Consider the following 26,395-nt stretch of genomic DNA (forward strand, 5'->3'; position numbering starts at 1 on the left):
TGAGATTGGCCTCACCCCCCGGCCCCCTCTCCAAAGGGTGAGGGGGAACCTGACGTGAGTTGTTCTACGCCGCACTTTCGGCTCGCGCCTCCAGTACGGCTACCGCTTTCGTCAGGAAGTAAAGAGTTGAAAAAAAGCCCCCCAGATACACATCTGGGGGGCTTTTTTAAGCTAAAGCGAGTCGCACGGTAGCGGTTGCGGAGGCGCAAGCCGACGTGGCCGCGTAGGCCGGGCGCTTGGCTCCCCCTCTTTTTGGGAGAGGGGGCCGGGGGTGAGACTAGCCTCACGCCGGATTGCTGAGTGGGGCTTGCGTTTGCATCTTCTCGTTCTGACGGCGCAGGCGTTGGCAGAGCACTTTCATAATGTTGCGCAATACTTCGCTGCGCTCCTCCATCACATCGTAGAAGTCTTCCTGATCGAGGCGGAAGGCGACGACCTCGCCTTGGGCAACGGCGGAGGCGGAGCGGGGCTCAGCATCGAGCAGGGCCAGCTCGCCAAAGAAGTCGCCTTTGCGGAAGGTAGTGAGGTGCTGGGTGCCGTTGAAAATCCCAACTTCACCCCCGTACACGATGAAGAGCGACGTGCCCAGGTCGCCTTTGGCAAAAATCTGCTGCCCGTCGCGGAAGCTCACTTCCCGCATAATGGGCACAATGCTGCTCAGCACGTTTTCGGGCGTCTCGGCAAACAAGGCCGTTTGCTGAAGGACATGCACCCGGTCGCGGGCCGAAATGGTGGCGGTGGTAGCGTGGGTGTGGCTCATAAGCAAGGCAGGTAAGGCAGGCTCGGCATCCGTAAGCTGTTCATAGAGTTCGGGTTGGCGCTCCGACAGCTTTTTCAGCACAAAGAAGGCACTTTCTCGAATAAGGTAGTTGGAACTATGTATATACGGTAATAACTGCTTGATTGTGTGGGGTTCGGCATGCCAGTGACGCAAAGCTACACTGATGGTCCAGTCGGAAAAAGCAGCTTCCCCCTGCTCAATAATAAACGGCACCACGCGCGCGGGCTGGCTCAGCGGCCCCAGCAGCCGATCAAATACACGCACTTTTTCCGCCACCGGCGCTACGTCGAGCAAGGCTTGCAGGCCCTGATATAAGGAGCGCGGAATGATGTTGTCCAGAATTTCGAGGGCGTTGGCTTGGCGCTCGCGGGCCGCGTGGTCTACGCCGCGCTGGGCATCGGCAATGATATGCGGGGGGTAGAGCTGGAAAAGTAGACCAAAAATCCGTTGCTGCCCCTTCGCCAGCTCGTAGGAAAGGCAGCGGCGCAGCTCGTCGTGGCTGAAGGCCGCAATGCCCTGCAACAGCTGCTGCGCCAGTCGCATTTCCTCCTGCACCAAGCCCTGAAAGATGGGCGCGTCGGTTTCTACTTGCTCCAAGTGGCGCAGGGCCCGTAGCGCGGTTTCGCGCTGGTGGAGGTTGGGGCGGCGGGCCAGCGCCACGAGCGCTTCACGGCTGGAGGGCACCGACTGACGGGCGCACAGCTGCGCCACGCGCCGCACCAGAGCATCGCTGGCGGCCGGTGATTCCAGGGTTTGAATCAGTTCGGGCAAGACCGTGGAACTCAGCTGTAGCAGCTGAGCCGTGGCAGCCCGGCGTTGGGTTCTGTCTTCCAGCGCTTCAATCAGGGCTTGCACTTCTGCTGGACTCGCTGGCAATTGATCTTCGGCGAGAAATTCACTTGTTACAACTACCGTTTCCGCTGAGCCGCCAAAGCGGCGCCCGAGGGCGTGTTGCAGCTCGGCCATATAGTGGTCGTAGGTGCGGTGCAGGAAGAACAGCGCCCCCGCGGCAAACAGGCTCATCCAGACAAACGGCGCCCACTCATTCAGGCCGGGCAAATCGTGCAGGGCAAACAATAAAAAGCCCCCCAGCGCCATTCCCAGCGGCTCATAAAATCCTTTGGCCCGTGTGTGGGCCCGCAGTCGCTCGGGCGGCGAAAGCGGCTGAAACAGCACCAGAAACACAGGGTCGAATACGGCGCGGCGCAGCACTTCCAAGCCCAGATACAAGCCGTAGAAATAAAGCAGCAGCACCGAATCGTCGGACCCAACGAGCCATAAGCCGCCAAATAGCAGCAGCCCAGCCAACAAAGCCGCAGGCAGCGCCACCAGCATCCGACGAATGCCAACCTGCTCCAGGGCTTTCTGAGTGAGCAGCATTTTGAAGATCATCGCCAGCAAATACGTGACTACCAGCACACTACTCACATAGCGCATCACGGTGGCCTGGTCGTGGAACTTGTGCTTGACGTTGACGAAGAATGAATACTCCACGCCCGCCGTTACCGCCGCAATAGCCGTAATACTCAGGCACGTAGACAGCACCAGCTGGCTGTCGCCGAACCAGCGCTGCAACCCTGGCGCCAAGCTGGCCAGGCGCTGCGGACGGGATGTAGGCCGCGCCTCTACCGCATGCGAGCGTAGCGTGGCGCGCAAGGTGTACAAAGCTCCCAAATAGGCCCCCAGCGCCAGCAACAGCAGAAACAGCAGATCAGTGTGGGCGTGGACGAGCAGCGCCAAAATGGCCCCCAGCGCCTTCGCCGGCATATCACCCGACCCAATAAGGCCGAACAAGCGCTTGCTCTGTCGCACATCGAACACCACCGCCGATACGCCCCAAAACTCCAAATTGGTAAGCAGGTAGATAACCCGGTAGCCAGCCATAATAGCCACGGCCGCCGCCACCGAATGCCCCACGGCCACCAGCACGCTTATCACGCCCGTAAACGCCACCACGACCAGCAATACCCGCACGGCGAGGCGCTGCAAGGGCAAGTGATGCTCGAAATAAGTATAGGCCTTGCCCGCCGCCATCATGGCCAGCGCGGCGATGCCGTAGGCCAGCGGCAGGTTGCGCTCGGGGTTGTTTTCGAGCAGGATAACGTTGGCCGACACGTACACCAGGATGGTACCGATGCCCAGCAGAAAGTTATGCAGAAAGAATAGCCACACCGTTTTGACCTCGGTCGTGCGCACACCGATCAAACCGTACCACGTTGCAGGAAGCATGAATGAGCTTTAAAGAACAAGTAGCAAGGTAATGCCTTCTCCAAGGAATAGCTACCAATGAGGGATCATAGGCAATGCTTAACCTAGCATCTATGTCACTGGCCCGTCATGCAGAGCGAAAGCGAAGCATCTGGCGTGCTGATGCTGGATTACTAATCTGAATGCGTGAGCGAGATGCTTCGCTTTCGCTCTGCATGACCTCCTAACAGTTGTTGATTCTACTAATCGAAACGCTTTGGTTTTCAGCAGTATGAAGTTCAGCTAAAAAGCCCCCCAATCTGCTGGGTGAAAACCTGGGCGCTCATCCACGTCATCACCAGCACTACCAGCACGCCTACCACGGCCAGCCACAGCGGGTGCCGATACTCGCCAACCACTTTTTTGCGGTAGGCCGCTACCAGCATGGTGGCCAGCGTGATGGGCAGGATAAAGCCGTTCAGAGCCCCGGCCAGGATAAGCAGGCTGACGGGCTTTCCGATGGTGATGAAGATGAGGGCAGAAACGATGATGAAGCCGATAATGAGTCGGTTTTCGTGCCGATTGATGCTGGGATGAAATGATTTCATGAAGGAAACCGACGTGTAGGCCGACCCGATTACGGAGGTAACGGCCGCGGCAAACATCACCACGCCGAATAGCTTGTAGCCAAAGTTGCCGGCAGCCAGCTGAAAAACCGAAGCTGGCGGATTATCGGCGGCAATGGTTAGGCCCTGGCTTACGACGCCCAGGGCCGCCAGAAACAGCAGTACCCGGATAACGGAAGCGACTGTGATGCCCGCTACGGCGCTGGTCATTACCTGGGGCAGAGCGGCGGGGCCCTTCACGCCGGCATCGAGCAGCCGGTGGCCGCCGGCAAAGGTGATATAGCCGCCCACCGTGCCGCCCACCAGCGTAACGATAGCCATGACATCCAGCTTGGTTGGCGCGAAAGTTCTGACCAAGGCCTCACCCACCGGCGGCTCCGACGTGAAAACCACGTACACGATGATCAGAATCATGAGCAGGCCCATGAGCTGGGCAAAACGGTCCATGGCTTTGCCGGCCTCTTTAACCAGAAAAATGGCAATGGTGAGGGCGGCGGCCAAAGCGGCCCCGACCTCCACGGGAATCCCGAATAGCACTTGCAGACCGAGCCCGGCGCCGCCCACGTTGCCGATATTGAAGGCTAGGCCGCCGAGCACAATCAGGAAGGAAATAAAGCCCCCCAGGCCCGGCAGCACCGTATTAGCAATATCCTGAGCCCGCATTTCAGACACCGCTATTACCCGCCAGATGGTGAGCTGCACGCCCAGATCAATCAGGATAGAAGTCAGGATGACAAAGCCAAAACTGGCTCCCAGCGCTTGAGTAAAAACGGTCGTTTGGGTGAGGAAGCCCGGCCCCACCGCCGACGTAGCCATTAGAAAACCAGCCCCCAATAGCACACTCCAGTTTCGGGCCTGCTTCATTGGGCGGCTTTGGTAAACGCCTGCAAGCTCACCCCTTCGTTTTGCAGGGTTTGGTTAATATGGCGGGCAAATTCGAGGGCGTGAGCACCGTCGCCGTGAATGCAGATGGTATCGGCCCGAATGGCTACGTCGGTGCCTTGCTGAGCGCAAACCTGGCCTTCTTTTACCATGCGTACTACTTGCCGGGCAGCCTCTTCGGACGTGGTGAGCAGGGCATTGGGCAGGCGGCGGGAGGTAAGGGTGCCATCAAGTTGGTAGGTGCGGTCGGCGAATACCTCGTGGGCTACTTGCAGACCTAGCTTGGTGCCGGATTTGGTTAGCTCGCTGCCCGCCAGACCGTAGAGCACCAGCTCCGGATTCACGCGGTACACGGCTTCGGCAATAGCTTCAGCCAGCGGCGCACTTACAGCTGCCATATTGTACAAGGCGCCATGGGGTTTTACGTGGTGCAGCGTGCCTCCCTCGGCGGCCAAAAAGCCCCCCAGCGCTCCAATTTGATATACTACCATGTCGAAGGCTTCCTCTGAGGAAACAGCTATTTCACGGCGGCCAAAACCCATTATATCAGGTAGGCCAGGGTGAGCACCAATGACAACCTGGTGCTGGAGGGCGAGGCGCACCGTTTTGCGCATCACTGCTGGGTCGCCGGCATGGAAGCCGCAGGCAATATTGGCGGAGGTGATATAAGGAAGAATGGCTGCATCGTTGCCCAGCTGATAGGCCCCGAAGCTTTCCCCCATGTCACAATTTAAGTCAACGGTAAACGGTTGGGTCATATAGTGTTTCCTTGATTATGGCTCAAAAACGGTTGTCATGCAGAGCGCAGCGAAGCATCTCGCGTGTTTAGTGGGATTAGTAATCTTGTGTCAGCACGCGAGATGCTTCGCTGCGCTCTGCATGACCGTCTAGAGGCTCATTCTTAATGTCTATCACAAACGCATTTTAAGTCTTAACGCCTGCCGAAGCTGCCTAATATTCAGCTCCTGCTGGCAGTACAAGCGCTGCGCTTTGGCCAGCGACACCTCCCGAAAGCGGATTTTGCCCCCCGGCGGCACTTGCGCCAGCAGGGAAAAGTCAGCCGTAACTACCTGAGCGATGCGCGGATAGCCGCCCGTCGTTTGGTGGTCGGCCAGCAAGACAATCGGGTTGCCCTCGGCGGGCACTTGCACGGTGCCGAAGCTCACGGCGCTGGAAAGCATTTCCTCGGGCTGCATCAAGGCCAGTGCCGTGCCGTCGCCGCGCAAACGGTAGCCCATGCGGTTGGAGGCCAGCGTCACGGTGTATTCCTGGGCCCAGAAATTCTGCTGACAATCCGTTGAGAACAGGCTATACTCCGGCCCCGGCACCGCCCGAATGCTGGGGTTAGCCTGCGGCCCCTGATACAGCTCGGGGCTGGGCGTCCAGGCTGCCTGCAGCCAGGTTTTGTGGGGAGTAGCAGCGAGCATTTTTTGCCAAAACTGCTTAGCTACTGCTGATGGTCCGGGGCAGGCAATTACATCACCGGTTTTTAAGGCCCGCCCCTGCCGCCCCCCGATGCCGGCCTGCAAATACGTGGAGCGCGACCTCAGCACCGTAGGCACACTCAGGCCGCCCGCAATAGCCATATAGGTGCGGCAACCCGAGCCCTGGGGGGCAAATTGCAGCACGCTGCCCTGGCACACAAACACAGGCCGGTTCATTTTCACCGCCTGCCCGTTGATGGTGGGCGCCAGATTGGCGCCGGTAAGCGCGATAAGCTGATCCTCGTCGAACCGGATTTTAGGACCGAGCAGCGTGACTTCCAGGCCGGCTTCATTTTCCGGGTTGCCTACCAGCAGGTTGGCCACGCGCAGCGCTAGCGCGTCCATCGCCCCGCTCACAATAATGCCTTCTTTCTGGTAGCCTATTCTACCCAAATCCTGAATCGTAGTCAGGAGGCCGGGGCTGATGATGCTAAGACTCATGTCTATTCTGCTGCTCAAACTCCGCGGCCGTGATGGGCACGAAGCGTACCTGATAGCCCGCCCGCAGCAAGCTCGGATTCTCCTGGCGCGGACGAAAAAGCCGCCGGGGCGTGCGGCCAATCAGCTGCCAGCCGCCCGGCGTAGGAATGGAATATACGCCCGTTTGCTGGCCGGCGATTCCCACTGATCCGGCCGGCACCAATGTACGGGGCTGGTGCTTGCGCGGAGTGGCTAGCTGCTTGTTCAGGCCGGCTAAGTAAGGAAATCCGGGGGCGAACCCCACCATGGCCACCACATACTCCGCCTCGGCATGAAGCCGCACCACTTCCGCCTCCGACAAGCCTGCATAGCGGGCTACTTCTTCTATATCGGGGCCCCATTTGCCGCCGTAGCACACCGGTATTTCTACCAGCGTGGGGGCCATTTCCGGTTGAGGAGTGTGCACCTGCGCCAGCATGGCCTGCACAATTTCGGTCATGCGGGCGTACGGGTCGAGGCGGCCTTCCTCGCTCACCAGCCAGGGGTTATAGTACAGCGTGAGTGTTGTATAGGCCGGCACATATTCCAGCAGCCCCGTCACTTGTAGCTGGTCGAGGTAGGTGCAGCAGGCCCGAATACGCTGCTGAACCTCCGCGTTGTAGACGCGGCTGAATTGCAGCACGATGCCCGAGTCGCCCAACGGATAGATCTGGGGCTGCGACCATTGAATTTGCCCCCTACGTTGGTTTTGCATCGGCTGATTAAATAAATTCAACTCTCTTTTGTCGGCGAAATTTGTCGCCGGAATCTGTGCTTGGCTCGTCCGGCTCCAGCGCTGCACAGCCAGTTATTTGGCGTGCTTGGCTAGCTAGCAGGCATCTATACAGTTGTTAGAAGCTTGGAATTGCAGGTGAAAATCGACAAAAATATCGGGCTTAGCGCTGAAGCATCTCATTGATTAAGCAAGCTCAACTTAACTAGTTGCCCCATACCGCCGTAAGGGATATCATTACTATAACACTTATTACGTCATGGACCAATCACAGCAATCATCTCCGCAAAATAGCACCTCCACGCAGTCGCAAGGCGCAGGCCAGCTACTCGATCAAGCAAAGCAACTGCTCAACAAAGGCAACGTATCCGATTTGCTTGGCCAGTTACCCAACTCGGTAAAAGATTTGGGCACCAAAGCCACTACCGGCTATAACAAGCTCAGCACCACTCAGAAAGTAGTTGGTGGCGCAGCCATTGCGCTAGGCGTAGGTTTGTTGCTTACGAACCGTAAAAAAGGCACCGGCGACAAGAAAGCCGACACCTTACATGAGCTGCTGCTCTTCGTCAATGACCGCATTGAAGGCTACAAAAAGGCCGCTGACGAAAGCCAGGACCCAGAGCTGCAGGGCTACTACAAGCAGCTGGTAAGTCAGAGCCAACGCTTTGCCAGCGAACTGAATAACCACTTGCGCCTGCAAGGCGGCGAGCGGGAAGACGGCACTACGGTGAAGGGCAAAATCTATCGTCGCTTCATGGAGGCTACATCCGCAGTAACCGGCCACAGCGAAAAGACGATTCTGGCTACCAATATCCACGGTGAGATGTGGGCGCTGAAAGCCTACAAAGAAGCCCTCAGCGACAAGAGCTTAACCGGCGCACTGCGTCAGGAAGTAGAGCGCCAGCACACGCAGTCGCAGCAAACATATGACAAGCTAAAGCGACTGGCTGAAAAGCAAAGCTAGCCGTTAGCCTCATAAGCTAAGCCCCGTTGGGATGGTACTCAGTGCCATCCCAACGGGGCTTTTTGTTTTGTTACTTAACGCAAATGCTTCTAAGCTTTCGTGTTAAGCTGTAACTGATCAGAACGTGGTTGAGACGCAAGATTTTGCGTCTCCTCCTTGCTACTGTTGTTTGACTGAACGGCGCGGCACTAATTCTTCAACGAGGAGGCGCAAAATCTTGCGTCTCAACCACGTTTTGGCTAACCGAATCAACTTCAAAGCCAACGTAAGACAAACGAACTATTTTGGTCATCGATCCGCGATTTAGTTTGATCTTGTGGCTCTCTCTCGCTGCATTCCCTTTATGAAAAACAGGTTCAATAAGTACGCTCATTTTGGTTTACTATTATTCGTCGCGGCTGTGCTGGCTTGTTGCAATAAGGCAGTGAAAACAACCGATATAGCAGTGGAAAAAGGCGTTTCGCAACAGCTGGCGGCATATCGCAGCCGGGTAGTGTCAAATCTGGCTTATGTGCTGCACTTTACGATTCAGGTGGCTAAGGAAGAACCTATTCTGGCTACTGAATCGGTGTCGTTTAATCTGAATGAAAATAAAAGCCCCCTACAGCTCGATTTCAAGGAAAATACCAACCATCTCAAGCGTCTTACGGTCAATGAAAAGGCGGTTGATATTGACCACCGCAATGAGCACATCATTATCCCAGCGACAAGTTTAAAAGAGGGCAAAAATCAGATTAACATTGAGTTTATCGCCGGTGATTTGTCGCTGAATCGGAGCGACGATTTTCTGTACACGCTGCTGGTGCCTGACCGGGCGCGCACGGTGTTTCCGGTCTTCGATCAGCCTAGCTTAAAAGCTACTTTTCAGCTTACTCTGACTTTGCCAAAACAGTGGCAAGCTATAGCCAACGGACCGTTGCGGGATTCTACCATAACCGCGGCCAGCAATACGTATCGTTTCGCGCCCTCCGACACTATCAGCACCTATTTATTCTCCTTCGCGGCCGGTAAGTTCGACCGCATTTCGCGCACCGAAAAGGGCCGCGTCATGCAGTTTCTGCACCGCGAAACGGACCCCAATAAACTGAAGCTAAGTCTGGACCCGATCTTCCAGATTCACGGCGATGCGCTGGCATTTATGCAGACGTATACCGGCATTACGTACCCGTTCCAAAAGTTTGATTTCGTGGCTATTCCCGAATTTCAATATGGCGGTATGGAGCACGTGGGCGCTATCGATTATAAAGCGTCCACGCTGTTTTTGGACGAAGGCGCCACGCAGGATCAGAAGCTAGGCCGCTCCAACCTTATCGCCCACGAAACGGCTCATATGTGGTTCGGCGATTTGGTGACCATGCAGTGGTTTAACGACGTGTGGATGAAGGAGGTATTTGCCAATTTTATGGCTGACAAAATCACCCAGATTGCCGTCAAGAACTCCAACTACGACCTCAAATTTGTATTGGATCATTTCCCGGCCGCCTACGGCATCGACCGCACCGAAGGGGCCAACCCGATTCGGCAGCCGCTGGAGAATCTGCAGGATGCGGGCTCGCTGTACGGCAACATTATTTACCACAAAGCGCCCATTATGATGCGCCAATTGGAGCGTCTGATGGGACCCGAACAATTTCAGCTGGGCTTGCAGGAATATCTGCGCAAATACGCCTTCGGCAACGCCACCTGGCCCGACCTGATCAGCTTGCTCGATGCGCGCACACCGGCCGATTTGCAGGCCTGGAATCAGGTGTGGGTAAATGAGCCCGGCCGCCCCGTATTCGGGTATGATTTGCAGACGCTGGGGGGCAAAATTTCACGCTTAACCCTGACGCAAAAAGCCGAGGATAAGTCGGACCGCCTCTGGCCGCAGCTATTCGAAATAACGCTGGTTTATCCTACCACTACGAAGGAGTTTACCGTGACCATGGACCAGCGCGAAGTGGCGCTAAAAGCCGTGGAAGGCGAGCCCGCACCGACGTATATTCTCTTCAATTCGACAGGGCTGGGCTACGGTCTGTTTCCGGTAGATCAAAAAATGCCCCCCAGCGTGTTTGCACTCAAAAACCCAGTAGCGCGGGCGGCGGCTTACGTGAATTTGTACGAGAATATGCTCAATGGCCGCGTAGCAACGCCATTGCAGCTGTTGGCGCTAACCAGACAAGGGCTTACGCAGGAAAAAGAAGAGCTGAATCTGAAGCTGTTGACCAGCCAGCTAGGCGATATTTTCTGGAAATTTTTGCCCCCCACAAAACGTCCTGAGCTGGCTCCGGCCCTGGAAAATGAGATCTGGCAGGCGATGCAGCAAATCCCCAATAGCAACGCCAAAAAGCAGCTGTTTAAGGCCTATCAATCGTTGGCGCTAACCCCCGCCGCGCAAGCCAAATTATACGAGGTGTGGGCTACGGAAAAATCTCCTGCTGGCGTCAACTTAACGGAGGATGATTACACCGCTTTGGCCCTGGCGCTAGCCGTGCGCGACTACGGCACCGACGGCGAAATACTGCGGAAGCAGCTGACCCGAATTAAGAATGAAGACCGCAAAAAGCGCATGGAATTTCTGATGCCTGCGCTATCCGCGGACGTCAAAACCAGAGATGCGTTTTTTGCTTCTTTGAAAGAAGAAAAGAACCGCAGCAAGGAAGCTTGGGTAGTGGCCGCGCTAGGCTATCTGCACCATCCGCTGCGCGCTGAATCGTCGGAGAAGTATTTACCGGAGAGCCTGAACCTGTTGGCTGAAATTCAGCAGACGGGCGATATTTTCTTTCCGTATTCCTGGTTGCAAGCCACATTCGGGAGCTATCAGTCGCCAGCGGCGGCCCGCACGGTTCGCGCATTTATCACGAAAAATCCCAAGTACAATCCGAAGCTCAAAGCGAAGATTCTGCAAGCCAGCGACGATTTATTTCGGGCGGAGAAATTGGTGAGGAAGCATGTGCCAGAACCTAGCGCGTGACCTCACCCGCGGCCTCTCACCTCGGGGTAACGCGCATTAAGCGTTTGCGCGGAGCCTTGCTTACCAATGGCCTAGTTAAGTATCGTCTGGCTCCCCTCTCCCCGAGGCTTCGCGCATCAAGCGAACCGGGCCGCGGGTGAGGTCACGTTACAATGCCTTTGTTGCCACTGGCTGCTTTAATAATGGCTGCAAAATATCCCAAACGGTACGGGCAATGAGGCGGTGGCCGGCGGGCGTTGGATGAATTCCGTCGGGCTGGTTGAGCTTGGCCACGCCGCCCACGCCTTCGAGCAGGAAAGGAATGAGCACCAGCTTGTTTTCGCGGGCCAGATCAATGTAGGTCTGCTTGAATTGGGTGGCGTAATCAGCGCCGAGGTTGGGAGGAATCTGCATGCCAGCCAGCACAATCTGGGTTTGCGGACTAATGCGGCGCACCGTGTCGATGATGGCTTGCAGGTTGCGGCGCGTGTCAGTGAGCGGCAGGCCGCGCAGGCCATCATTGCCCCCCAGCTCCAACACAAATACATCCACGGGCTGGCGCAATACCCAACCCACACGACTGCGTCCGCCGGCGGTTGTTTCGCCGCTCAAACCGGCATTTACCACGGTATAACCCAGGCCAGCGGAGTCAATCTTTTGCCCTACCAGCGCCGGAAACGCCTCTTCCGGCTCTACTCCTAGGCCCGCTGTGAGGCTATTACCGAAGAACAGAATGGTGCGGGAGCGTGCCGTGGGGGGCTTTTTATCAGCAGCAACCGGCGGCGTAGCCACCGACGTGGCGGTTTGCGAATCGGAGCCGCAACTGGTCAGCGCGAGGAGCAGACAGCAACTAAATACGGACAACAGGGTTTTCATGCGTGGGGGGCCTTTTTGAAGTATATGCGTAACGACAGAAAGTATTATAAAGATTAAAACGTCGTTTAGAATGTATTCAGAACGTCATGCAGAGCAGAGCGAAGCATCTCGCCTGCTGACGCAGGGTTACTAAACCTGATAAACACACGAGATGCTTCGGCTTCGCCTCTGCATGACCGCCCATTTTCATTTTATTGCCTCTTTCATAACAATCCATACGCCCATCCTTCGTGCTTAAAGTAGAAAATCTCACCAAATCATACGCCAGCGGTGGCCGCGACCTCACGGTGCTGGAGGCTGTCAGCTTTGAACTACAGCCGCAAGACACGTTTGCTATTGTAGGGCCCTCGGGCAGCGGCAAAACCACGCTGCTGGGTTTGTGCGCCGGCCTCGACCGGGCCAGTGCGGGCAGCGTGTGGCTCAACGGAATTCAGCTGGACAATCTCAGCGAAGACCAGCGCGCCGCCGTGCGCAACGAGCACGTAGGGTTTGTTTTCCAGAATTTTCAGCTCCTGCCCTCTCTGACCGCCCTCGAAAACGTACTGGTGCCGTTGGAGCTGCGCGGCGTGCGCGGGGGCACAAAAACGGCTTTGGAGCTACTGGAGCGCGTGGGCCTGGGCGGGCGCGGTCACCACTACCCTACCCAGCTTTCGGGTGGCGAGCAGCAGCGCGTGTCTTTGGCGCGTGCCTTTGCTAATCGGCCCAAAATCCTCTTCGCCGACGAGCCCACCGGCAACCTCGACGCCGACACCAGCGCCACGGTAGTAGAGCTGCTATTTGAGCTAAACCGCGAAGCCGGCACCACACTCGTGCTCGTCACCCACGACCTGGAGCTAGCCGCCCGCACCCAGCGCATCGTCCGCATCAAAGGCGGCACTGTCGTGTCAGATACGGTTAATCAGGTAGGTGCACGGGTGGAAATATAGGGAGCACACAAAGGCCATTTTATAAAGGCGGTCATGCAGAGCGCAGCGAAGCATCTCGCGTGCTGACGAGAGGTTACTAAACTCAACCAAGAAGAACGTCATGCTGAGCGGAGTCGAAGCATCTCTACTGTGACTAATTCCAATCGGTGCTCAACGAAGCAGGAGAGATGCTTCGACTTCGCTCAGCATGACCGCCTGATGTGTGGCAACGACCGCGAGCGAGATGCTTCGCTGCGCTCTGCATGACGTTCTAGTATAGGAACGCCTATCTTATTGCAAACACTAATTTCCCTTTTATCTCATGTCTAATCTTCCCTGGCTTTGGCGCATGGCGTGGCGCGACAGCCGCCGCAGTCGTTCCCGGTTGCTGCTATTTACCTCGGCCATTGTGCTGGGGATTGCGGCGCTGGTGGGCATCAACGGCTTCGGCGACAACCTGGCCCGCAGCATCGACGAGCAGGCGCGCGAGCTGGTGGGGGCCGATTTGGTCCTCTCCGCCAACCAGCCCTTCGACTCTACGCTCCAAACCACTTTGCGTCAACTCGGCCAGCGCCGCAGCGACGAAGTAGCATTTGCTTCGCTGGTGCAGTTTCCCAAAGGTCAGGGCGTGCGGCTGGCGCAGGTGCGGGCCCTTACGGGGGGCTTTCCGTACTACGGCGAATGGCTTACGGAGCCGACCACTGCCGTAGCCGCGTTTCGGGAAGCAGGTGCCAATAGCCAACGCGTGGCACTGGTCGATGATGCGCTGCTGGCTCAGTTTGCCGCCCGCCCCGGCGATTCTATAAAAGTAGGTGAGCTGACTTTCCGCATTGCGGGGCGGGTGCGCAAGACGCCGGGCCAATCTGGCTTTAGCGCCTCCGTGGCGCCCACGGTTTTTATTCCCCGCGAACTGGTGGAGCAAACCGGCCTGTTGCAGCGCGGCAGTCGCGTGCAGTATCGTACATATTATCAGTTTGCGCCCGGCACTAACGTCGACCAAACTATTAAGCCCCTGGAGGCCCGCCTCGACCAAGCCAACATCGACAGCGACACGGTGGCCGAGCGCAAGCGGCAGACCGGTCGTTCCTTTACCAACGTCACCCGCTTTCTGAATCTGGTGGCTTTCGTGGCGCTGTTGTTGGGCTGCGTGGGCGTGGCCAGTGCCGTGAGTTTGTATGTGCGCGAGAAGGTGGCCGCCGTGGCTGTGCTGCGCTGCCTGGGTGCCAGCGGCTGGCAGGCCGTCCTGATTTATTTGCTTCAAACGGCGCTAATGGGGTTGCTGGGGGCCATTTTGGGCGCTGCTCTGGGTACCGGCGTGCAGTTGTTGCTCCCGAAGGTGGTGGAAGGTTTTCTGCCCGTCACGGTGAGCGTGGGCATTTCGTGGTCGGCGGTGGCGGAAGGGATTCTGACGGGCGTATTTGTGGCCGTATTATTTGCCTTGCTCCCCTTGCTGAGCATTCGGCGGGTGTCGCCGCTGCGTACGCTGCGGGCCTCGCTGGAAGAAGACACTGCCGGCTCTGATCCGCTGCGGGGCTTGGTGTACGGGCTCATTATCCTGTTTATCACCGGCTTCGCTTACCTGCAAACCCGCGACTGGAAGCTGGCTTTGGGCTTCGCGGGGGGCTTATTGCTCACGTTTGCGGTGCTGGCCGGGCTGGGCGAAGGGTTGCGGCGGGCGGTTCGGCGCTACTTCCCCAGCTCCTGGAGCTACGTGTGGCGGCAGGGCTTGGCCAACTTGTACCGGCCTAATAATCAGACGCTACTGCTCACTGTTTCTATTGGGCTGGGCGTATTTCTGCTCGCAACGCTGTATTTATTGCAAGGATTGCTGCTGAGTCAGGTGGAAATATCGTCTACCAATGGGCAGCCGAATCTGGTGTTGTTTGATATCCAGTCGGCCCAGCGCGAAGGCGTCACTCAGCTCGTAAAGCGCAATAAACTACCCGTATTGCAGCAAGTTCCGGTTGTGACGATGCGCTTATCGGCCATCAACGGGCGCTCGGCGGCGGAGCTGAAAAAGGATACGGCCAGCGGTGTCTCTAAGGGCGCGCTGGGGCGGGAGTACCGCGTTACGTACCGCGATTCTCTCATTAGCTCCGAAACGCTGGCGGCTGGCAAGGCTCCGTTTGTTGGCCCGGATGGTATTCCGCGCGTTTCCTTCGATGACGGCTTTACGGAGCGTCTCAAGATTAAAATCGGCGATACGCTGACCTTCAACGTGCAGGGCGCGCCGCTGGTCACCATCGTGGGCGGCACCCGCACCGTCGACTGGAGCCGGGTCCAAACCAATTTTCTGGTGGTCTTTCCGAAGGGCGTGCTAGAGCCGGCCCCGCAGTTTCACGTGCTGCTCACCCGCGTGCCCGACAACGCCACGCTGGCCTTGGTGCAGCGCGAGCTGGTCGCTGATTATCCCAATGTATCGGCCATTGATCTGGGCTTGATTCTGCAAACCCTGGACGAGATTCTCACCAAAATCTCCTTTGTAATCCGCTTTATGGCCTTGTTCAGCATGGCCACGGGCTTGCTGGTGCTGGTGAGCTCAGTGGTGGTGAGCCGCTACCAGCGGGTGCGGGAAAGCGTGCTGCTGCGCACGCTCGGCGCCAGCCGGGCCCAGATTCTGCGCATTACGCTGGTCGAATATGCGCTGCTGGGTCTGCTCTCGGCGGTGGCCGGACTAGGGCTGGCGGTAATGGCGGCCTGGGCCTTGGGTGCGTTCGTTTTTGAGGTGCCTTTTGCCCCCCAGATCGGTCCGCTGCTCCTGCTGGCCTTGCTTACCACGGCGCTCACCGCGCTTATCGGTTTGCTCAATAGCCGCGACGTGCTGACGCGCCCACCGCTGGAAGTGCTGCGCGGCGAAGTGAGCTAAAGTGGGCGGATATTTCCCGCTCTGCTGGCGAGCCTCACATAAGCTGTAGGAATGTAAGTAAAACAGCAAAATCTCCTCTTGTGGGGGCTTTTACTCATTGTCAAAGGTTCGAAAGCCAGCGGACAGCAGTAGTTTTCCTCTGTCCGCTCATTTTATTTTGCCCCCATGACCCTACTTATCATTCTGCTGGCGGTGCTGGCGCTTATCGCCCTCATCAACTGGGGTAAGGTGAATGCCTTTCTGGCCTTTTTGCTGGTTACCATTCCCGCGGGGCTGGCCCTGGGGCTCGGGCCGGGGCAGGTGTTGGCGGCCGTGCAAAAAGGTCTGGGCGACACCCTGGGCTCGGTAGTATTGGTGGTGGTATTAGGCGCCATGCTGGGCAAACTGGTGGCCGAAAGTGGCGCGGCCCAGCAAATTGCCGCCGTGCTGGTTGGTCGGCTGGGGGCCAAAAATATTCAGTGGACTATGATGGCCACGGGCTTTATCATCGGTATTCCGCTGTTTTACAACGTGGGCTTTCTGCTGGTCATCCCGCTTATTTTCTCCGTAGCCTACCAATACCGCCTCCCAACCCTGTTCGTGGGCCTGCCGCTGCTGGCCGCGCTGTCTGTCCTGCACGGCTTTTTGCCTCCTCACCCCGCCCCCACCGCGCTGGTTGTGCTATTTAAGGCCGACGTAGGCCTCACGTTCGTCTATGGGCTGCTGGTGGCGGTGCCGGCCGTGCTCCTGGCCGGCATCTTTTATAGTCGCACGCTACGCGGCATTGTATCGCAGCCTCTGACAGGGTTTGTGAGCGAGCCACGCCCCACCAGCCTTTTGCCTGGCCGGCTAAACAGCTTTCTGTCTTCGCTGCTGCCCGTGCTGGTGCTCTCGCTGGTATTCAGTTTGCAGGCAATTTTGCCCCCCAGCGGGCCGCTGGCCCCGGTGCTGGCGTTTGTCGCCGATCCGGGCGTCGTAATGCTGCTGTCGGTGCTGGTGGCTACGTTTAGCCTGGGCCGTGGCCAGGGCAAAAGCATGCCTGAGATAATGGAAACCTACGGCGCCGCTATCCGCGACGTAGCCCTGCTCCTGCTCATCATCGGCGGCGCCGGCGCCCTGAAGGAAGTGCTGATGGCCAGCGGCGCCGGCACCGTCATTGCGGCTGGCCTGCAAGGTACTGGCCTGCCGCCCCTGCTGCTGGGCTGGCTGATTGCGGGCCTCATTCGGGTGTGCCTGGGCTCGGCCACGGTAGCAGGCTTGACGGCGGCCGGCGTAATGCTGCCCACCATGACGCAGGTAGCCGTAAATCCGAACCTGATGGTGCTGGCCATCGGAGCGGGCAGCCTCCTGTTTTCGCACGTCAACGACAGCGGCTTCTGGCTGTTCAAGGAATATTTTAACCTGTCGGTGCGCGATACGCTGCGCTCCTGGTCGGCCATGGAAACCATCGTTTCGGTGGTGGGCTTGTTGGGCGTACTCCTCCTCGACTGGCTTCTGCCATTGGTTTCCGGCTAAGTGCACAGTGGTAAAACACTTCGTAAAAAAGCCCCCCAGGTATTCGCTGGGGGGCTTTTTTGATGAATTTCGGCAAGATGCTCAGGCAGGCGGCTAATTATACTGTTCGCCCGGCTCCCACCGCTCATCGGCTTTGTAAAAGGTGGAGTTTATGTGCTTGGGTTTAGGCTTGATTTCCCCATCCCGGTCCAGAATATCCCGGATCAGATTCTCCACTTTTTCCTGCGGAATGCCTTTCATGGTAATGTCGGCTTCGGGGCGCGTCATGATGATGGCTACGTCGATCAGGCCTGGAACAGCCTCCGTCTGGCGAAACGCAACGACCTGATCCAAGTTTATGGTAATGGGCAAATCTGCGCCATTTTGTAAGGGTTTGAACATCATTGGTGTGTTGCAATGGAGTGGATAATGCGCCTAAGGTAACATCTTTCTTTTAGTGAATACAGCCTTCAAGCAGACCAGTAGTGAAGCCTGTTGGCTAGCTGCGGGCCGGGGCGAAAGCGGCTTATAGGCCATTAGCTGCCACACGTTGCAGTTGTTTTACTAAAAATATTGTCAATACTTATACTAATTTAATTAGCACATCGTATACTTGCAGCGAACCTACTGCTGCGTTGCTATGCGTGAATTTGTTGTTGTCTCTGTTTTGCGCCAGCCCGTGTGGCTACCCTTCATTCAAAGTCTGGTACCGGCTGGCTTTCCCTCGCCCGCTCAGGATCACGAATCTGCTGCCCTAGATTTGAATGCCTTATTGCTGCCTCATCCCGATGCTACTTATCTGATTCGGGCCTATGGCGACAGCATGATGGGCGGCGAGGACGGCATCCGCAGCGGCTCCCTGCTGGCCGTGGACTGCACGCTCGAGCCCCGTTCCAATGACGTCGTTATTGCCTCGCTGGATGGCATGGACTACACGCTCAAACGCCTCATTCAGCGCCCCGATCAGTCGTGGTGGCTAGTGCCGGATAACCCAACCTACCCGGCCATCCCGATTGATACCCCCGACGTGTTCACCGTCTGGGGCGTCGTCACGCACATCGTGAACGAAACCCGTCCCGGCAAACTCGGCCAGTATGTTCGCGCTCGTTGACTGCAACAACTTCTATGTGAGTTGTGAGCGGGCTTTTCAAGGAAAGCTGAGAAGTGTACCCGTGGTAGTACTCAGCAACAACGACGGCTGCATCATTTCGCGCTCCCAGGAAGCCAAAGCCCTCGGAATCAGAATGGGCGAACCGTATTTTAAGGTAAAGCCGCTACTCGAACAACACGGCGTGCGGGTATTTTCCAGCAACTACGCCCTCTACGGCGACATGTCGCGCCGGGTGATGTACTACCTGAGCTCGGTGGTGCCGGATATCGAGCTTTACTCCATCGATGAGGCCTTTCTGGATCTGCGCGGCATGGAGCGCTACTGCGGCAACCTAGTTGATTACGCTGCCAACATCAAACAAGAGGTTTACCGGCGCACGCATATTCCCACCTGCATTGGCATCGGTCCCACCAAAACGCTGGCGAAGCTCGCGAACCGCATAACGAAGAAAAATCCAGAGCTGGGGGGCATTTTTTGCCTCGATACCACAGAAAAACGCCAGTGGGCCCTGGAGCAGGTTGCCGTGGAAGATGTGTGGGGCATTGGGCAGCAGTATGCTATTAAAATGCACGAGGCCGGCATCCAGACCGCGGCCGCGCTGGCCCGGTGCTCCGAGTCGTGGGTGCGTAAGCACGTAGGCGGCGTAGTTGGTGCCCGCTTGGTGCGTGAATTACAAGGTATTCCTTGCCACGCCTTCCAACCTTGCGATGAAGGTACAACCACCCGTCAAAGCATTGCCTGTACCCGCTCGTTTGGTAAGCCCCTCTCCACTTTCCCCGATTTGCTAGGAGCGGTTGGGGCCTTCACCTCACGGGCTGCCGAGAAGCTGCGGCGGCAAGGCTCGGCCGTCAACACGATGACGGTATTTATCAGTAAAAACAAGTACGGAATCGAGCCTCCACCCTACACCTTTTCCACTGTTATATCCCTGCCCGTAGCCACTGATGATACCAGCGATTTGCTACGGCACGCCCGTATTGCCCTGAAGCGCATCTGGCAGCCCGGCTCGGCTTACACGAAGGCCGGGGTGGTGCTCGCCGGACTGGAAACGGCAGGTCAGCAACAGCTTAATTTGTTCTCGACCTCCAATAAAGGGGAAGCGCGCGCCAAGCTTCTGCAAGACCTCGACCAGCTCAATCAGCGCTTCGGGGCGGGCACCGTACAGTTTGCGACGGCCGTAATTCCCAAAGGCAAGCAGCCAGTGCCCTGGCTTGGCAATGCTGACTTTAAAAGTGGGGCTTATACTACTAACTGGGATGAGCTGTGGGCTCTGTAGATCGTGGGGCCTAAGGCAACAAGCCTGCAGTAAACTAGAATACGGAGGCATTGAAAAAGCCTCAACTTTCGTTAAAGCCTATGTGACGAAACGAGGCATCAAACTGACTCTATCTTATTTAGACACCAACTTTTACCATGACTTTGTTCAGTTCCTGACCAAAGAGTTAGAGATGACGAATGGCACAGTCAATAACCATCTTAAGCGGGTTAAAGTAGTGATGAGTTATGCACTGGAAAAAAGGATTGACTGATAATCTTGCTTTCCGCAAATTCAAGCTCCTGAAGCATACGGAGACCGATGTTATCTACTTAACCCAAAGCGAGCTGCAAATTCTCTTCGAAGCAGACTTGTCAGCGGAGTCGCGCCTGGCCAAGGTACGTGACCTATTTCTATTTGCCTTAGGTTGTATCACTGGGCTAAGGCATTCGGACTTCAGCACCATTCGCCCAGAGAATATTGAGAGTGATCAGTTAGTGCTGCGCACCATAAAAATGGGGGACTGGCTTAGATTAGATCTTAACCAATACTCGCGAACGATTCTACAGCCCTATTCTAATGGGCTACCCAAGCTCTCCTAGCAGAAGTTCAATGAATATGTGAAAGAACTGGGACAGCGCTGTGGTCTCGATAAATCAACACTTGTGGTGCATTATCAAGGCACTAAACGAATTATGGAGCGCGTACCAAAGTATAACCTCTTATCCTTTGTACAGGCCGGCGCACCTTTGTGACTCAGAGCCTGGAACGCGGGATGCCCATAGAAGTACTTCAGAAATTTACTACTCACAAAGACCTCAAAACGCTAATGCGCTACGCCAAAGTCGCTGACGCACAGAAGAAGGTGTAGATGGAAAAAGTGTGGGGTTGAGAAGCCCACAATGTAGCGGTTCGACTCAGGCTCTAAGTGTTAGAATACAATCACAAGAAGCCTTAAAAGCAAAACAGCAGGTCGCCCTACCCGTTTTGTTTGCTTGACCTTTCCTGCAGTAGGTTATGACTTTCAGCTACCTCTGTTAAGTAAACTTTATCGGAGTCTTTAGTAGAAAAGATCGATAAAGATTCTAATAGTGCAACTATATAGCAAAATTTATAATCATATATCGGAAAGTATAATCTTATTCAATCATGGATCTAAGTGTATTTTTAATTATAAAGCACCCCCGATTAGCTGTTAATGATCGGTACTAAGTCGGTTCTCACTTGATGGGCCAATAGAGGCTTAACAAGCAAAAAATACAAAACCTTATCTAACTGTCTTTATATCCATAAAACCACTTAATTTAAAATTAGTTAGCTTGTAAAGACCACGAATCATCTAGAGTGTTTGCTACGCCTTTCATCTAATAACAAAAATACTACTGTTAAATACAATTTTAATCTAGCGTTTGTTGCGTGAGTAGTAAGACTCTTGATAGCCATTCAAGCGAGAGCGATAGTAAATAAAGAAGCTTATTTTGTGTTATTTTAATAACAGTTGCATTATTGTAATTTACCACAAATCAATTGCATTATTATTTGCTCTTATCCTATTCAAGGGTTAAGTTTGATCTATACTTTCCAGCCCATGGATCAGTTTGGCCTTTGGTTAGGCCATTCTACGGAACTTTACACTTTTGAAAATGATAAATTATTTATTCACCGGATAATGAGGCAGTTGTGCGATAAAAAAAGGTGACTCATACACCAATAATATTACAATGAATGCAGCAGTCATTCCTTCACGGGACAAGTAACACTTAACCTGGATGAAGGAAATAATTTTAGCTCACTTTGTAAGCACACTTGCACATAAGTTTGCTTAAAAAAAGAGTATGGGTTGCGCTCCTTTTTGATTTTTTGCTAAATTTAGAAATTTGTTATTATGAAATTCAATGAGATGTACGATAATAAAATCAATTTAGATGGGGTTGAAGAAGCAAATTATCGTCTATTGCTTTCTCAATACTTGAAATACTGGCCTTTGTTTTTACTTGGGCTGGCCTTGAGTTTGACGGGAGCATTTCTGTATATAAATCGCTCTGCGGCGCAGTACGTTGTAAACGGAACGTTGCTAATTAAGGACGGAAGAAATGTAAGTCGGTATTCAGAAAACGGACTTGTAAGTGAGTTAGGTATGATGCCCAATACTACAAACATTGATAATGAAATTATAGCTTTAAAATCCCATAGCTTAGTCCAGCGTGTTTTAGCCGAATTATCATTAACAACCAGTTATTATATAAAGGGGTGGGCTAGAGAACAAGAAATATATAAGAAATCTGTGCCTTTCGAAGTAATTATAGAAAATTTAGCTCCGGAAGGATATGAAAAGCCTATCACTATTACAACAAAAAACAACAACACTTTTTTACTAGAAGATAACGGAAAAGCATCTGTTTATAAGTTTGGTGAACTAATAAAAAAACCGTACGCTACTTTTACGGTAATTGCGTCGTCAGCGCGGCTGCCACTAACCTATAATAAACCTATCATCGTAAGATTCCATGACCTTACTACATTAGCTTATGATTATGTAGATAAGCTTCGGGTAAATCCAGTGAATAAGTTATCAACAGTAGTTACTATAAGTTTGACGGATGCTGTCCCCAATAAAGGACAGGACATTATAAATAAATTAATGGATGTTTATAACAAAGAGGCTACCGAAGACAAGAATTTAATAGCTTCTAATACTATAAAATTCATTGATGAGCGACTAAAAGGCTTGCGGATTGAGTTATCAACTGTTGAAAAAGGAGTTGAGGAATTCAAGCGCAAGAATGAGGTAGCCGATGTCAGTTCACAAATTCACCAATCACTGCAAGATGCCAGTGGGTATAATAAAGAGCTATCGGAAGCACGAATTCAACTCGAGGTATTAGAATCCATTGAAAACTATATAACAAAGGGTAACAATGTCCAAAATCAATTAATTCCTAGTGCTCTTAGTGTCGCAGACCCAACGCTTGCGGGGTTAATCGTTAAGTTTAACGAGCTACAGTTGGACCGTGAACGGCTATTGCGAACAGCATCCCCGACTAATCCATTTGTGCAAAACATGAATGAACAATTAGCTTACTTAAGAAATAACATCCTAAATAATCTAAAATCAACTAAGAACAGCTTAATTATTACAAGCAGGAGTTTATCCGCTAAATCCAATCAGTTTTCGTCTAGAATTCAAAAAGTACCCACTATTGAACGTGAACTTATGGGGATAAACAGGCAACAGGAAATTAAGAACTCGTTGTACTTATATCTCTTGCAAAAGAGAGAAGAAGCTGGATTGACTTTAGCGGCAACTGTTTCTAATTCAAAAATTGTGGATCCCGCGATTTGGTACACCAAGCCCGTTAGCCCAAAGAAACCAGCTATCTATTTGATAGCTCTTATCCTTGGGCTAGGCATACCATTCGCCATTATATTTATAAAACATCATTTCAATAATAAAATCCAGTTAATAAAGGATATTGAACAAGCTACCGCTGTTCCCATTTTAGGGGAACTTATGCATAATAAATCTAGCAATGGAATTGTGGTCGCTAAAGATAGCCGCAGCCCACTATCAGAAATGTTTCGACTTATTCGAACGAATTTACAATTTACTATTAATGTAAATAAGTCTAGTCGTGTATTATTAGTAACGTCTAGTATGAGTGGCGAAGGCAAAACTTTCTTTTGCGTTAATTTTGCATCAAGCTTATTGTTAATTGGAAAAAAGGTAGTTATAATAAATATGGACTTGCGAAAGCAAACCTTAAATTCCGAGTCGGTTAGTGGTCTAACCGATTATCTAATGCATATCGATGTATTTGTTGATGACATTGTCAGGCCTTCAGAGAGCATCCCAGACCTGTATATCATTAATTCAGGGCCACTTCCTTCTAATCCTGCAGAGCTAATGACGAGCCCTAAAATCGAGCAGTTACTACGCGTATTAAGGGAAAACTTTGACTTCATTATTATTGATACGGCCCCGGTAGGCCAGGTGGCGGATGCCTTTGCTTTAGCGCACAATGTTGATGCTACCATCTATATAGCAAGGTATAACTATACCCTTAAATCTCAGATTAGATTAATGAATAAAATGTGTGAAAATAAAAGATTAACTAATTGCATGCTTGTACTGAATGATGCTGCGGATAATCATCTGCCAAAATATGGTTACGGATATGGCTATAAACAAAGTAAATCTGCAAAAAAGTCCTTGCTATCGTGATTTAAGTACGCTTTAAGATCTGTTAATATTTATTTTCTACCTGAAATAAGCTAATAAATCATGAAAGTTTCGGTTTGTATTCCTACCTATAACCAAAGCGCTTATTTAGAGCAAGCCATTCAGAGCGCTGCAAAACAATCTCATACTCCCTTGGAGATAATTGTTGCAGATGATTGTAGTACCGATGATACATCTGCGCTTTTAGCCAAGCTTGCGGCTGAAATCCCTTATTTAAAGGTTATTCGACAACGGCAGAATGTAGGAATAATGGGGAATACAGACGCCTGTCTTCGCCACGCATCAGGGGATTTTATTGTTCGGCTTGATTCTGACGACTATTTATCACCTAATTACATAGAAAAATTAGGGCAGCAATTACTTAAGTTTCCTAAAGCTGGATATGCGCACGCTGCTGTTCAGGAAATTGATCATGCTGGGGCGTTTTTACAACATAGAAAATTGTTTAGGAAGTCAGGTTCTCAAGCAAGTAATGAGGCTTTACGGTCTATGCTGAAAGGCTACCGAGTAGCAGCCAACATCATCATGTTTAAACGGGAAGCACTGGTTACCGTGAACTATGTATCAGGTAGGCCGACCCAAGTAGAAGATTATAGTTTAGCATCGGCTATCTGTGCCGCTGGTTACGATAACATTTATCTGGATGAAACCCTAGCTTTTTACCGAGTCTGGGAAACGACTGGACATGCAAGACGCAAACGCAAGCTCACGGAAATTACAGGTCTTCAACGGGTATTTGAAGAGGTCCTGGAGCCAGCTTACCATCAACGGGGGTGGGAAATAAAAGACGTGTTGGCTAGCAAAACCCAGCTCGCGTGCAAACATGCGAATTGTTTGGCTTGGGACATCTACGACGAAACAGAGAAAAAAGAGTTGCTTGCCGCCCTACAAAAACTATCATCTACTTCCCCCGCACAACTAGTTTATTGGCTGTATTTAAATGGGTTAGGGAAACCAATAAATATAGTGTCAAACGTAGAAGCTACCTGCAAAGCTTATTTGAAGGGTTCACAGGTTCTCTGGCCTTTGGTGCGCTATAATAAATAGAATAGCTTGTTTTTTCTTCCCTTATGTCAACCGTAAAAAGGTTTCTTTCGGCAAGTGCAGCCTCTTGGGCACGCGTGGGCGTTACAGTAGTGGCGCAGATTGCATTAGTTCCCCTCTATCTTACGCACTGGGACGTCGAACTCTACGGAATATGGCTGGCTACCCACGCCCTAGCTAGCTTACTCTTTACCCTTGATCTAGGACACCAAGAGTTTTTAGGCTATGAGTTCATGCGCATTGGAAAACACAGCTGCTCAAAGTTGAGCCGCTACCTTTGGTCAGGTATCGTTTTTAGTATTGGAATTAATTTGTTTCAACTTCTATTAATCAGTTTTTTTTTAATTACTGGCGTTATATCAGATTTACTTGGTAGTTCAAGTATTCTTGCCCCGGGAATCATACGGATGGTTGGCATTATTTTAATTGCACAAGGAATTGCCTGGCTTATTGGAACAAGCATTTCAGGCTTGTTATTTAGAGTCCTCGCCCCGTTCGGCTATTATCCGAGGATGGCTTGGTGGAATTTTATTGATGCTATTATATCCGCCCTAACTCCCCTAGTTGCAGTGTCGCTGGGCGCTGATCTGCTCACTACTGGGGTTGTCACCGCTGTTGTCACCGTCATTTTCAGTATTCCGAAATACTGCGATTTGGTACGCTTGATGCGCAAAGAAAATATTCCGTTCAGCTATCCCTCTTGGCAAGTAGGCTATGCTAATTTCCTACTTTCCCTTGCTGTCTTTGGAAAAATATCCCTTGAGAATATTCGTCAGCAAGGGGTAAGGATAGTACTGGCACCGCTCGTGGGGGTGGGTGGCTTAGCTGCTTTTTCTACCATGCGTACGGGATCTAACATTGCCTTACAGGGCCTCAATACCATCACAAATCCATTGATTCCGGATTTAATGCGCTTTCTCCAGCAACGTGATCAAGCACGATGCGAGTCAGTTTTTGGGGCGGTTTGGATTATCGTAGTGGCCCTAATGGCGCCAGCAGTTGTAGTACTCCAAGCAGTGATTGAACCGGTGTACTTGGTATGGACTAGGGGACATATTGCCTTTAACCCTTGGCTGTTTGCACTGCTGTCTCTAAGTGTGCTTGTTTTCGCCGTAGTTCAGCCAGCCACGACCATCGTTGTAGGGAATAATTTACTTAAACCCCAATTACTGCTCTCGACCTTGGCCGCGCTAAGCGTGGTAGGGGGGATATACCTATTCGTACCCCGAATTGGTATTGTAGGTGCTGGTATTGCCTTACTAGGGGCTGAAATGATTACATCGGCAGGCTACAAGACGGTGGCGCAACGGTGGATGCATCAACACGGCATGAAATGGCCTAATTCTTCCTTTCTGGTGGCAGTTACTTCCATTTGTATCGCGGCCGTGGCGATGGTTCTCATGATCGTATTTCCGTTAGCAAAATGGGCAATCGTAGCCGTTTCCATTCTGCTTTTGAGTGTAAATACTTGGCGTTACTGGCGAGTCTTGCCTGCAATCGCTGTACAGCACATTCTGCGACTAGCAAGTAAGCTTCCATGGAGAAGGGCAACATTAACGGTATGATCAAACAAGCAA

19 protein-coding genes are annotated in these 26,395 nt (G+C 53.0%); 12 read left to right on the forward strand and 7 right to left on the reverse strand.

Features of this window, described 5'->3' with window-relative positions; all coding sequences use genetic code 11:
- Positions 1-283 precede the first annotated feature (283 nt).
- The 5 genes from IEW06_RS17880 to pxpB form a co-directional block, all read right to left on the reverse strand.
- Entirely contained in the window at positions 284-3,010 is a 2,727-nt protein-coding gene (locus IEW06_RS17880) for a cyclic nucleotide-binding domain-containing protein (protein WP_188548685.1), read from the reverse strand.
- A gap of 257 nt (positions 3,011-3,267) precedes the next feature.
- On the reverse strand, positions 3,268-4,458 hold the full coding sequence (locus IEW06_RS17885; protein ID WP_187731504.1) for an NRAMP family divalent metal transporter: 1,191 nt from the start codon (positions 4,456-4,458) through the stop codon (positions 3,268-3,270).
- The gene (locus tag IEW06_RS17890; protein WP_188548686.1) at positions 4,455-5,234 is read right to left on the reverse strand and encodes a LamB/YcsF family protein; all 780 of its coding nucleotides are present in this window, start codon (positions 5,232-5,234) and stop codon (positions 4,455-4,457) included. The genes IEW06_RS17885 and IEW06_RS17890 overlap by 4 nt, the downstream gene beginning before the upstream one ends.
- Before the next feature lie 153 nt (positions 5,235-5,387).
- A complete protein-coding gene (locus tag IEW06_RS17895; RefSeq protein WP_187731503.1) occupies positions 5,388-6,401 on the reverse strand; it encodes a 5-oxoprolinase subunit C family protein in 1,014 nt (337 codons plus the stop codon).
- Positions 6,391-7,134, reverse strand: a complete 744-nt coding sequence (gene pxpB / locus IEW06_RS17900; RefSeq protein ID WP_187731502.1) for a 5-oxoprolinase subunit PxpB — start codon at positions 7,132-7,134, stop codon at positions 6,391-6,393. The genes IEW06_RS17895 and pxpB overlap by 11 nt, the downstream gene beginning before the upstream one ends.
- A gap of 277 nt (positions 7,135-7,411) precedes the next feature.
- On the opposite strand from pxpB, the gene IEW06_RS17905 reads away from it, so the two are divergent.
- The gene (locus tag IEW06_RS17905; RefSeq protein WP_187731501.1) at positions 7,412-8,116 is read left to right on the forward strand and encodes a PA2169 family four-helix-bundle protein; all 705 of its coding nucleotides are present in this window, start codon (positions 7,412-7,414) and stop codon (positions 8,114-8,116) included.
- Positions 8,117-8,540: 424 nt separating this feature from the next.
- Positions 8,541-11,069 (forward strand): M1 family metallopeptidase, encoded by a 2,529-nt coding sequence (locus IEW06_RS17910; protein ID WP_308422037.1) that lies wholly within the window; start codon positions 8,541-8,543, stop codon positions 11,067-11,069.
- Positions 11,070-11,216: 147 nt separating this feature from the next.
- Here IEW06_RS17910 and IEW06_RS17915 read toward each other — a convergent pair whose 3' ends face one another.
- Complete coding sequence (locus IEW06_RS17915) at positions 11,217-11,924, reverse strand: arylesterase (protein ID WP_188548687.1); 708 nt, start codon at positions 11,922-11,924, stop codon at positions 11,217-11,219.
- A gap of 230 nt (positions 11,925-12,154) precedes the next feature.
- Here IEW06_RS17915 and IEW06_RS17920 point away from each other — a divergent pair, with 230 nt between their 5' ends.
- The 3 genes from IEW06_RS17920 to IEW06_RS17930 all read left to right on the forward strand — a co-directional run bounded on the left by IEW06_RS17920 (position 12,155) and on the right by IEW06_RS17930 (position 17,189).
- The gene (locus IEW06_RS17920) at positions 12,155-12,850 is read left to right on the forward strand and encodes an ABC transporter ATP-binding protein (RefSeq protein WP_229743163.1); all 696 of its coding nucleotides are present in this window, start codon (positions 12,155-12,157) and stop codon (positions 12,848-12,850) included.
- A gap of 301 nt (positions 12,851-13,151) precedes the next feature.
- On the forward strand, positions 13,152-15,695 hold the full coding sequence (locus IEW06_RS17925) for an ABC transporter permease (protein WP_229743164.1): 2,544 nt from the start codon (positions 13,152-13,154) through the stop codon (positions 15,693-15,695).
- A gap of 165 nt (positions 15,696-15,860) precedes the next feature.
- Complete coding sequence (locus tag IEW06_RS17930; protein ID WP_187731498.1) at positions 15,861-17,189, forward strand: gluconate:H+ symporter; 1,329 nt, start codon at positions 15,861-15,863, stop codon at positions 17,187-17,189.
- Between the two features lie 93 nt (positions 17,190-17,282).
- Here the strand turns inward: IEW06_RS17930 and IEW06_RS17935 are convergent, their stop codons facing one another.
- Positions 17,283-17,573, reverse strand: coding sequence for a hypothetical protein (locus IEW06_RS17935; protein WP_188548688.1), 291 nt, complete (start codon positions 17,571-17,573; stop codon positions 17,283-17,285).
- A gap of 235 nt (positions 17,574-17,808) precedes the next feature.
- Here IEW06_RS17935 and IEW06_RS17940 point away from each other — a divergent pair, with 235 nt between their 5' ends.
- From IEW06_RS17940 to IEW06_RS17975, 7 genes are all read left to right on the forward strand, one after another.
- Positions 17,809-18,279: a LexA family protein gene (locus tag IEW06_RS17940; protein ID WP_187731496.1), complete on the forward strand. Its 471-nt coding sequence runs from the start codon at positions 17,809-17,811 to the stop codon at positions 18,277-18,279.
- Positions 18,263-19,555 (forward strand): Y-family DNA polymerase, encoded by a 1,293-nt coding sequence (locus IEW06_RS17945; protein WP_188548689.1) that lies wholly within the window; start codon positions 18,263-18,265, stop codon positions 19,553-19,555. Before IEW06_RS17940 ends, IEW06_RS17945 begins: the two co-directional genes overlap by 17 nt.
- A complete protein-coding gene (locus IEW06_RS21030) occupies positions 19,536-19,808 on the forward strand; it encodes a phage integrase SAM-like domain-containing protein (RefSeq protein WP_223284437.1) in 273 nt (90 codons plus the stop codon). The genes IEW06_RS17945 and IEW06_RS21030 overlap by 20 nt, the downstream gene beginning before the upstream one ends.
- Before the next feature lie 477 nt (positions 19,809-20,285).
- Positions 20,286-20,405 carry a hypothetical protein gene (locus tag IEW06_RS21035; protein WP_223284436.1) on the forward strand — a complete coding sequence of 40 codons (120 nt, stop codon included), beginning with the start codon at positions 20,286-20,288 and terminating at the stop codon, positions 20,403-20,405.
- Positions 20,406-21,419: 1,014 nt separating this feature from the next.
- Entirely contained in the window at positions 21,420-23,756 is a 2,337-nt protein-coding gene (locus IEW06_RS17965) for a GumC family protein (protein ID WP_187731493.1), read from the forward strand.
- A 60-nt stretch (positions 23,757-23,816) separates the two neighbouring features.
- Positions 23,817-24,821, forward strand: coding sequence for a glycosyltransferase family 2 protein (locus IEW06_RS17970; RefSeq protein ID WP_187731492.1), 1,005 nt, complete (start codon positions 23,817-23,819; stop codon positions 24,819-24,821).
- Positions 24,822-24,844: 23 nt separating this feature from the next.
- On the forward strand, positions 24,845-26,383 hold the full coding sequence (locus tag IEW06_RS17975; RefSeq protein ID WP_188548690.1) for a lipopolysaccharide biosynthesis protein: 1,539 nt from the start codon (positions 24,845-24,847) through the stop codon (positions 26,381-26,383).
- Positions 26,384-26,395: the final 12 nt, after the last annotated feature.

The organism is Hymenobacter qilianensis, from assembly GCF_014638675.1.
Taxonomy (GTDB): Bacteria; Bacteroidota; Bacteroidia; order Cytophagales; family Hymenobacteraceae; genus Hymenobacter; species Hymenobacter qilianensis.